The sequence below is a fragment of the Candidatus Desulfatibia sp. genome (assembly GCF_036446775.1).
Taxonomy (GTDB): Bacteria; Desulfobacterota; Desulfobacteria; order Desulfobacterales; family UBA11574; genus Desulfatibia_A.
Genome location: NZ_JAZFTO010000250.1, coordinates 1 through 10012 on the forward strand (window position 1 = coordinate 1; position 10012 = coordinate 10012).

6 protein-coding genes are annotated in these 10012 nt (G+C 48.0%); 3 read left to right on the forward strand and 3 right to left on the reverse strand.

The features are described 5' to 3' along the window. Positions 1–294: 294 nt before the first annotated feature. The 3 genes from V3S16_RS11695 to V3S16_RS11705 all read right to left on the reverse strand — a co-directional run bounded on the left by V3S16_RS11695 (position 295) and on the right by V3S16_RS11705 (position 5235). Entirely contained in the window at positions 295–2262 is a 1968-nt protein-coding gene (locus V3S16_RS11695) for an ATP-dependent DNA helicase RecQ (RefSeq protein ID WP_413885135.1), read from the reverse strand. Between the two features lie 100 nt (positions 2263–2362). Next, on the reverse strand, positions 2363–2545 hold the full coding sequence (locus V3S16_RS11700; RefSeq protein ID WP_413885137.1) for a hypothetical protein: 183 nt from the start codon (positions 2543–2545) through the stop codon (positions 2363–2365). A 647-nt stretch (positions 2546–3192) separates the two neighbouring features. After that, positions 3193–5235, reverse strand: a complete 2043-nt coding sequence (locus V3S16_RS11705) for a urocanate hydratase (protein ID WP_413885139.1) — start codon at positions 5233–5235, stop codon at positions 3193–3195. 214 nt (positions 5236–5449) lie between these two features. On the opposite strand from V3S16_RS11705, the gene hutH reads away from it, so the two are divergent. From hutH to V3S16_RS11720, 3 genes are all read left to right on the forward strand, one after another. Continuing rightward, positions 5450–6979, forward strand: coding sequence for a histidine ammonia-lyase (gene hutH, locus V3S16_RS11710; RefSeq protein WP_413885141.1), 1530 nt, complete (start codon positions 5450–5452; stop codon positions 6977–6979). A 183-nt stretch (positions 6980–7162) separates the two neighbouring features. Continuing rightward, positions 7163–8095 carry a DMT family transporter gene (locus V3S16_RS11715; protein WP_413885143.1) on the forward strand — a complete coding sequence of 311 codons (933 nt, stop codon included), beginning with the start codon at positions 7163–7165 and terminating at the stop codon, positions 8093–8095. A 192-nt stretch (positions 8096–8287) separates the two neighbouring features. Further along, a partial coding sequence (locus V3S16_RS11720) for a 4Fe-4S dicluster domain-containing protein (protein ID WP_413885145.1) occupies positions 8288–10012 on the forward strand: 1725 nt, incomplete at its 3' end.

Sequence of the window (10012 nt, forward strand, 5' to 3'; positions counted from 1 at the left end):
AATCGCTCGGACATCTCTTTTAAAACACCTAAAAAGGTCTGATGATCATCATCACCCAAAAAAATGTCACGACCATCGTTCCCTCTGGATAGAATGTGGTATAAGGCACCCTTAAATTCTATGCGTAGCGGTCTGGCCATAATGAACAATTACCAACACCAGTGGTTAGTGTCAATTAATTTTAATCAACAATCAAGGTTTGACCCCATTCACGTGGTTAGTGTCAATTAGTTTTAATCAATAATCAAGGTTTGACCCCATTCACTGACGATAGAGGCCTTAACGACGTCTGCGTCATGCTCCATTTTTCCTTTGCGCCTCAACCCAAGTTTTAACGTCCATAAACGGATAGTGCTGCAAGACGCCGAAGTTCGGCATTTTTTTGACCTTGGCCCTGGCAAAAAAAGGCGTCCGGATCCCGCAGAGAAATTTGGCCACATCCAAAGTAAAGCAAAACGGATCGCCCACCGCAAGATAATCGCTGCTAAGGTCATCCAGGTTTTTGTGCGCCAGCGGTTCCAGCTCAAGTGTGTGCTCTATCTTGGCAGGATTACCCTCGCACACCGAGCAATGGCCGCAATGGTCAACCGCTATGGCTTCGCCAAAATAAAGGGCCAATGCTTTGCTCAAACACGCTTTGCTTTCGAAAAAGCCGATCATCTGCTGGATTCTTGCAATCTCACGGGATTCTTTGTTTTTGAACTTTTCATACATAGATCGGGCCAATTGATCGATATCAAAGCGCTTGTCCACAAGATCAAACACGTCGATTGCCTGGCGTGACTGAAGCCGGATCCAGCCTTGCTCATCAAAATAGTCCAGAGCTGCCACCACCCGCTTGCGGTCGGTGGCACAGAGGGCCACAATCTTATCAATATCCACGTATGTCCAGACTTTTTTAGTTTCACTCTGCTCAAAAATGGCCGCAATAAACTGCCGGCGTTCGCCCTGAAAGCGGTCGATGATCTCTTTGCGCTGTGTCAAGAATTGAAAGGCATACTGATCAAAATAGGTACCCTTGGGCCGGATAATCCCGTCCATTTCAAGATAAACCAGTAAAGTTCTCAATGGCAGGGGGCGGATATTCAGATCAAAAGCAAGGGCCAACAGCTTCAACTCCCAAACAAAGTCCGGTTGCGCTTTAATTCTCCCTAATAGACCGGCAATGGCCTTCTTTTCAGGCGTATCGCCATAAACAAAATTTTCAAGAATACTGATATTGTTCCGATTGGCCAGCACCTCGCATAAAGCGGGCTTCCCATCGCGTCCGGCGCGGCCGATCTCCTGGCTGTAACTTTCGATGGATTTGGGCAGATCAAAGTGAATCACCCGTCGGATATCGGCTTTGTCGATACCCATCCCAAAAGCAATCGTAGCCACCACACAAGAGCGTGTACCGTCCATAAATTGATTCTGAATCCGCTCACGATCCTCATTTTGCATACCGGCATGGTAACCGGCAGCGTTAATGCCGCAGGTGCCCAGAAAGGCGGCAATCTCCTCAGCCGTACGCTGCAGCGTAACATAGACAATGGTGGGCGCTTCCGGTTCTTCCCGGATTCGATCAAGAAGCTGTTCTCGCTTGTTTGTTTCTTTTGTCGGTGTCACCGTCAAAAAAAGGTTTTGACGGTAAAACCCGGTGACCACCACATTTTGTTTGGGAATTTCAAACCCGTCGCACATATCCTCGATGACCGGCGGGGCGGCAGTTGCCGTCAACAGCAGTGTTTGGGCGATATGGTATGCTTTCCGATAGGCCGGCAGCTTCAAGTATTCCGGCCGGAAATTGTGCCCCCATTGGGAGATACAATGGGCCTCGTCCACTACCAACAGGGAGATCTTCATTTTTTCAAGGTGTTGTCGGAAACGCTCGTTTTTAAAGCGCTCTACTGAGATCATCAAGATCTTCAAGCGGTCGTTTTTTGCCTGGGTCAAAATCTCACTGTAGGTTTGCGGCTCCAGGGTTGAATCCAGCCGCGCGGCCGGAATATGGTGTGCGGAAAGAAAATCGACCTGATCTTTCATCAGGGCCAGCAACGGTGATACCACCAGCGTCAGGTGAGGCAGCAGCATTGCCGGCAGTTGATAACAGAGCGACTTCCCAGCCCCTGTGGGAAAAATCGCCAGCGCCGATTCACCTTTTGTGATCCGGGCAATCACCTCTTTCTGGCCGGATCTGAAAGAACTGTATCCGAAGTATTGGTGCAACTGTTTTTCAAGCACGATATTTAATCCTTTCTGGAAATCGACTCCACGCGCCACTTCCGGGCACCGGCTATCATTTGCTGAAGGCCCGCAAGGAAAGTGGATCTTGGAGAAAAAAGTTTTAAATCATTTTCAGCAATTGTAATCCCCCTTGAATTTAATCTTCAAAAGGATTTTCTCTAAAAACTCTACTTCCAACAGCTTTCCAATATTGTAATACCAACCACCATAATAAAACACCGAAGCCAAAAACAAGCAAAATGGGTAAAAGGATAATTATTCCAATTTTATCTAACCAGGAAACATCGGGATCAATCATCATCATCTTTAGTCCTGGCACGGTAGAAATCCTCCTGTTAAGTTTTGCATTGGTATAATCCAATATTCATGCCAGGACGGATAATTCTTGATCTTTTTTTGTGTTGTATTAATGTTATAAGGTTTATTTCCAGTGAGTTATATGTATAAAGAGAATTGAAGTTATGGGCTCATGTTAGAAATAATCTATTCTGAAGGACACCGATTTGCACATATTTTAATGCGCATTGCACAGTCCTTTGTGCATTCTTATTCCTCTGACCTCCCGTTACATTTCTATTATATTCTAGGTTAAGCGGTTCAACGTTCAAGGTTCCGGGTTGATGAGCCCTACAGGCTCAATTCAAAAGAGTTACGCCTCAATAGAGGCGGAAAGCAATTCTCATCCAATGGGTGCAAGGGACCAATCCTGACATTGAGTTGCAACGTTTAGTAATGTCAAGATGTTATAACCTTTGAACCTAGAACCCTGAACCTAGAACTGATCAGTTTAGGTACAATTGATGCTTCATCTCCCCGGTTCGCATCCCGCTAAAGCGGTAGTAAACCGAGGAGGCTCCGCGATTCTGGATTCTGGATAGAAAAATAAGGAATTTATCACTTTTGCCCGAGTTTTACACGGTTAAAATCGGATTTCCGTTGAAGCGGCCATGTTTTGAAGTCATTAAACTAATACAATTTTGTAAACGCATCGGCAACCAGATCTTCAACCAGTTTCTCATCCGCTATAAACGGAAGTGTGATGTGGTCCATCCCTTTTCTCTTTCTATTATGTTCAATACCGGTTTCAATGGAATGTTCATTGCGGGCCCATGCACGCCGGGCAACACCGCCCATGACATCCCACGGTATCGCCCGCCTGATGATATCGTCAACCCTTGCGCTGCCGTCCAAGACCAGTCCAAAGCCGCCGTTTACGGCCTTGCCGATACCGACGCCGCCGCCATTGTGCAATGCTACCAGGCTCATGCCCCTGGCTGCATTTCCGGCAAAACACTGGGTTGCCATATCCGCCATGATATTACTGCCGTCTTTAATATTCGCGGTTTCTCGCAAGGGTGAGTCGGTGCCGCCGGTATCATGATGATCTCGGCCCAGCATGACCGGTCCGATGTGGCCGGTGCGGACCATCTCGTTGAATTTAAGCGCAATATTCATTCTGCCGGAGGCATCCTGGTATAAGATTCTGGCGAGTGTTCCGACCACAAGATGATGGTTGCCTGCATCTTTGATCCACGCGTAAGTGTCTCTGTCCTGAATTCTTCTGTTGGGATCGATACACTCCAGAGCGGCTCTATCGGTCTTTAGCAGGTCTTCTTGTTTGCCGCTTAAGCATACCCATCGAAAGGGACCGTACCCGTAATCGAACAACAGGGGCCCCATGATATCTTCGACATAGGATGGAAAAATAAATCCATGTTCGGGAGTTTTACCGCTTTTGCAGATTTCTGTTACACCGGCATCAAATACCGCCTGCATAAAACTGTTGCCGTAATCAAAAAAATATACTCCGCGATCAACCAGCGTTTTAATGAGTTCATAGTGATGCCTTAACGACCGGTTGACACATCCCTTAAACTTGACATGATCTGTTTTCAGCAGCCTGGTACGCTCTTCAAATGTTAATCCCTGAGGGCAGTACCCCCCATCATAGGCTACGTGGCAGGAGGTCTGGTCGGACAACAAATCGATAAATATCTTGTTTTCAACCGCATATTCAAGCAAATCAACAATATTTCCGTGAAATGCGATGGAAAGGGATTCTTTTTTCGCTTGGTAATCTTTTGCCAGCCGAAACGCTTCCGCCGGATCATCTACAACCCTGTTGATCCACCCTTGTTCATATCGCGTTTGGATTCTGGAATGATCGACTTCAGCGATAATCCCAACACCATTTGCAATTTCTACGGCCTTGCCCTGTGCTCCGCTCATGCCGCCGAGACCTGAAGATACAAACAGGTATCCTCTAAGATCGCTGTCAGCGGGTATGTTCAGTTTTAACCGGCCGGCGTTAAGCAGGGTGCTGTATGTTCCGTGAACGATACCTTGCGGTCCGATATACATCCACCCGCCGGCCGTCATTTGCCCGTAATTGGCAACCCCGAGAGCCGCGGCTTTGTGCCAGTTTTCCTGATCATCAAAGAGGCCGATCATGAGTGCGTTCGTAATGATTACTCGCGGTGCCGCAGGCGTTGATTCGAACAGACCCAACGGGTGTCCCGATGCTACAACCAGGGTCTGGTCCCGGGTTAATATTTCCAGATATTGTTTTATGAGTCTGTACTGCATCCAGTTCTGGCATACCTGGCCGGTTTCACCATAGGTCACCAATTCATAGGGATACAGCGCAATATCGAAATCCAGATTGTTATCGATCATTACCTGAAAGGCTTGGCCCTCGACACAATTACCTTTATAGGCATCGATCGGCCGGCCTTGAATGCTTCCTGCGGGCCTGAAGCGATATCCGTAAATTCGACCGGTCTCCATGAGTTCATTTAAAAATTCAGGTGCCAGCCGTTTGTGCCATTTCTCCGGTATATAGCGCAGAGCATTTTTTAATGCCAGTTGCGTTTCCTGGGGCGATAATGCAAATTTCCTTTTGGGCGCCCTGCGAACTCCTGCTACAAATTCAGGCATCTTTGGCAGCCTGGCAAATGCATTTTCTAATTTAACGGTCATGGCCCTTGAAATATCAATGTTACGGATCATGTAAAGTTCTCCTTTTGTACATACTTTAAGTTCCCCGCCTGAAAAGTGCGGCACCTTCTAAGCATTAATCATATCATATTACTGCCGGTAATTGCGAATAGAATTGATTTTGGCAGAACCTGCTTGGTTTCGGCAAGATTAATTTCTTGCTGGATAATTCCCGGTATTGTAGTGTACCCTAATAAAGCGGAAACAAAATGGAGGCGGATCGACCATGAAAGAAATTCTTTTTGGTATTGATGAAATGACTCTCGCAGATCTGGTGGCGATCGCCAGAAAAGACACCGGAGTTCGATTGACAAAAGAATTGGAAAAACGAATCGTTAAAAGTCGGGCTCTAATCGAAAAATGGGTCCGGGAAGCAAAAATCATTTATGGTGTAACTACAGGCTTTGGCGCCTTGAGCGACGTAACCATTTCCAAAGAGGACACCCGGCAACTTCAACAAAATATCCTCATGAGCCACGCAGCGGGAGTTGGAGACATGCTGGACCAGGAGACGGTCCGGGCTGTAATGGCCCTGCGTATTAAAGAGTTGGCAGGGGGGCATGCCGGCATCCGCCTGGAAACCGTCCAGCACCTGATAAATTTTCTCAATCGGGGTGTCCATCCCGTAATCCCGGAAAAGGGATCTGTAGGGGCAAGCGGTGATTTAGCGCCGTTGGCGCACCTTGCCCTTATTCTTATAGGTCAGGGAGAAGCATTTTATGACGGGCGCCGTATGTCGGGCTCAGAAGCTTTAAAAGAATCCGGTTTGCAACCGCTGGTACTGGAAGCCGCCGAGGGCCTTGCATTGATAAACGGGACTCAGGTTATGACCGCTATCGGCGGGCTTGCCGTCCATGACGCCGCCATGCTTTCCAAGATGACCGATATTGCCGCCGCCATGAGTCTGGAAGTGCTGATGGGAAGCAGGACGGAGTTCGATCCCAGGATTCATCAAGTGAGGCCCCACCCGGGACAGGCTGCGGCCGCCGACAACATGGATCGGATCACCCGCAACAGCGAAATCATCACCTCCCATAAAGACTGTGGCCGCGTTCAGGATGCATACACCCTGAGGTGTTCCCCGCAAGTGCACGGTGCCAGCAAAGATGCCATTGCTTATGCCCGCAATGTAGTGGTAACCGAGATGAATTCATCAACGAGCAACCCGCTCATTTTTTCAGAATCGCAGGAATTTTTATTGGGCGGAAATTTTCACGGACAACCCGTAGCGCTGGCCATGGATTTTCTGTGCATGGCCGTTTCAGAATTTGCGAGCATTTCCGAAAGGCGCATTGAACGCCTGGTGAACCCCCAACTGAGCGGGCTTCCAGCCTTTTTGGTGAGTGACGGAGGCCTTAACTCGGGTTTTATGATCGCCCAATACTCGGCTGCCGCCCTGGTCTCGGAAAATAAAGTTCTTGCTCATCCTGCCTGCGTAGACTCCATCCCTACGTCAGCCAACAAGGAGGACCATGTCTCCATGGGCACCATTGCGGCCCGGAAATGCAGAGAAATCGTGAAAAATGCAGAATACGTTATTGCCATTGAGTTTATGTGTGCAGCGCAGGCCATGGATCTTTTCACAAACATGAAATCCGGCGAAGGCACCCTGGCAGCCTACAAGGTGATTCGCGAGGCCGTGGCCCATTTGGATAAGGATCGGATATTGTCGCCGGATATTGAAGCCATCATGCGCCTTATGCGCAGCGGAAGAATTATTAAAGAGGTTGAAAGAGTGGCGGGGACACTGTATTGATTTTAATTTAAATTTGAATTCCCCGCTGCTTGTCGAAGCGAAGCGTAGATCCCGCCTACCGGGGCAGCGCGGGATGAATTCAAATGAAAGATAGGAACCTTTTTTAACCTTTCGCCAAACTGATCCCGCAGTCTTTGTTGCGGGAGATTCATAAAATCGTAACACGATTTTATTCGTGAAGCAATGACGGAACCCTCACTGTCAAACCAGGATCTTTCTTTTTCAGCGGCTGTTTTTACAGCATGCATTTGCGCCCTTTTCGGCGCCAATGCGGTTGCCATTAAAATCAGCCTCACAGGTCTGGGGGTGTTCACCACCGCCGGTCTGCGCTTTACAATCGCCTCGGCGGCGGTTTTTTTATGGGCCCGTATTACCGGCCGTTCTTTTTATATCAAAAAACAGCAGATACCTCAGTTGCTGCTTATTTCCCTATCATTTGTAGTGCAACTGTCGCTGTTTTATCTGGGTCTCAGCAAATCGAATGCTTCCCGGGGAACCCTTGTGCTCAATATTCAGCCTTTTTTTGTTCTGTTTCTGGCACATTTTTTTATTCCCGGAGACCGCATTACCATCAGAAAAACCCTGGGTATCCTCATGGGTTTTAGCGGGGTTGCGTTTGTGTTTTTGGAAAAGAAAGGCATCTCCACTGATTTCCAAATCGGGGATATGATGATTCTGACGGGCTCGTTTCTCTGGTCCTGCAATGCCGTTTATACCAAAAGGATTATCCACACTTTTTTACCGTTTCATCTCGTACTGTACCCCATGGTTTTATCAGTCCCGGTCTTTTTCTTGGAAGGGTTTCTGTGGGATGGCGCCATGATCAGCCATGTGGACGCCGAAATTGTAGCAGCGCTTTTGTACCAGAGCCTTGTAACAGCCTCCTTCGGTTTTTTGGCCTGGATCACACTGCTCCAGAAATACGGCGCCGTAGCGCTGCATTCATTCATTTTTATTATGCCGATTGCAGGAGTTATGCTGGGCGGGCTGGTTCTGGGAGAGCCGATCACGATCAAAATTCTGAGCGCCTTGCTGCTGATTGTGGCGGGTATTTTAGTGGTGCACTTCAGACAAGAAAAACTTATCCCGTTGTTTTCTTTGGGCAGAAACGCCTAACCCGCATAGTACACAATCCGTAGAAAAATTTGTGTTGAAAATCCAATTACATTGTGTTACTTACTCGACCGTTTCAATTCACGGCATGCAAGCCTAAAGTGGATGCAGAATAATCAAGCAATTCTCGTTACTATCCGGCGTTTTGCTAAACAGCTTTTCGTTTTTTTTTGCGAACTGAAAGAGACTTGGTGAATGGTTTTTCTTACACTTTTTTATATCTCGCTGGCTGTCTTCGTCCTCGGTCTGATTTACAAAGTTTCGACCTGGTTTTCCCGCAAAATAGGCATTGGAGCTAAAGGTTTCACAACCTCAGAGAGAGTCTCTGCGGCTGTCAAAGGGCTTGTGGGCGTCATTTTCAGTGAAAAAATCCTGACGCTTATCAAGGTTTTCTGCCTTGATGTGCTTCTGCAGACCAGGATTCTAAAAGAGGATTTTACCCGCTGGTTGATGCACATGCTCATCTTTGGCGGTTTTATGCTCCTGCTTTTCATGCATGCCCTTCAAAGGCTTGTATCGGAAGTCATCTTCAGCAATTACTATGCTACGCTCAACCCGTTTTTTTTCTTAAGAAGCCTTTTCGGCATCATGGTCTTTATGGGGGTGGGGATTGCCATTTACAGGCGGTTCATTAGCAAAGTGCCCCGTCTACGGACCAAAGGGGTGGATCATTACGCCATCATTATACTGGCCGTTATTTTGATCTCGGGGGTCCTTTTGGAAGGAGTAAAAATCACCTCCATGACTGCCTATCAGAACCATGTGGAAGATTATGCCGAAATGGAGGAAGATGAAGAATTCGAAGCGCTTGAAAGCTACTGGGTGCAGTATTACGGCGTGGTTTCCCCGAATTTAAAGGCCCCCTTTGATGAGGAGGTATTGATTCAGGGCCAGGAGATCAACGAGGAGAGCTGCCTGGACTGCCATTCGCGATCCGGGTGGGCTTTTAGCGGATATGCGGTCGCCAAAATTATTAAACCAATGGCTTTTGCGCTGGATCAGGCCGGAGCCGTCACGTTTCTGTTGTATATCCACTGGCTGGCCTGTTTTATTGGCCTGGGCTATCTACCTTTCAGCAAAATGTTTCACATCTTTTCCACCCCTGCAAGCCTGCTTGCCAATGCGGTTATGGATAAGGCAACATCAGATCCTGCCAACATCGTAACGCGTCAAGCCATGGAACTGGATGCTTGCATGCGCTGCGGGACCTGCAGTCTGCGTTGCTCGGCGGCGGCGGCATTTGATGCCAGGGGTAATGAATATATTCTGCCGGCAGAAAAGATGACCTTTCTCAAAAAGCTGGCGGCCGGCAAAGATCTCGGCCAAAAGGCCATAGAGGCGATACAGGAAGGTGTTTACCTGTGCACAAATTGTGATCGATGCACGGTGGTCTGCCCGGCCGGGATCAATCTAAAGGAATTGTGGTTCAATGTAAGGGAGGATCTGGTTCAAAGAGGATATCCGGAACCACTAGTCCTTTCACCGTTTTCCTTTTACCGCGGTTTGCAGCAAGAGAACATCTCCACCGAGGACTATGGCAAGCCGCTTAAAGGTGCTAACCAGGCTGTTGCCGGCAATTTTGAGCAGGTGATGGATAAAAGCACGCCGATTTTTTTTAGCGACAGAGAAAGCGTTGCATTGAACCGGCTGCCAGGCGCCGAGACCTTCTCTTACTGTTTTGGTTGTCAAAACTGTAGCACCGTATGCCCCGTGGTCGTCAGCTACGAAAACCCCCAGGAAACCCTGGGTCTGTTGCCGCATCAAATCATGAACTGTCTTGGTCTGGGCCTGGTTGAAATGGCATCCGGTCCAAAAATGCTCTGGGATTGCGTGACCTGTTATCAATGTCAGGAACATTGTCCTCAGAATGTTGAGGTCACGGATCTTTTGTTTCAGTTAAAAAACCTGGCCGTCAAGAAT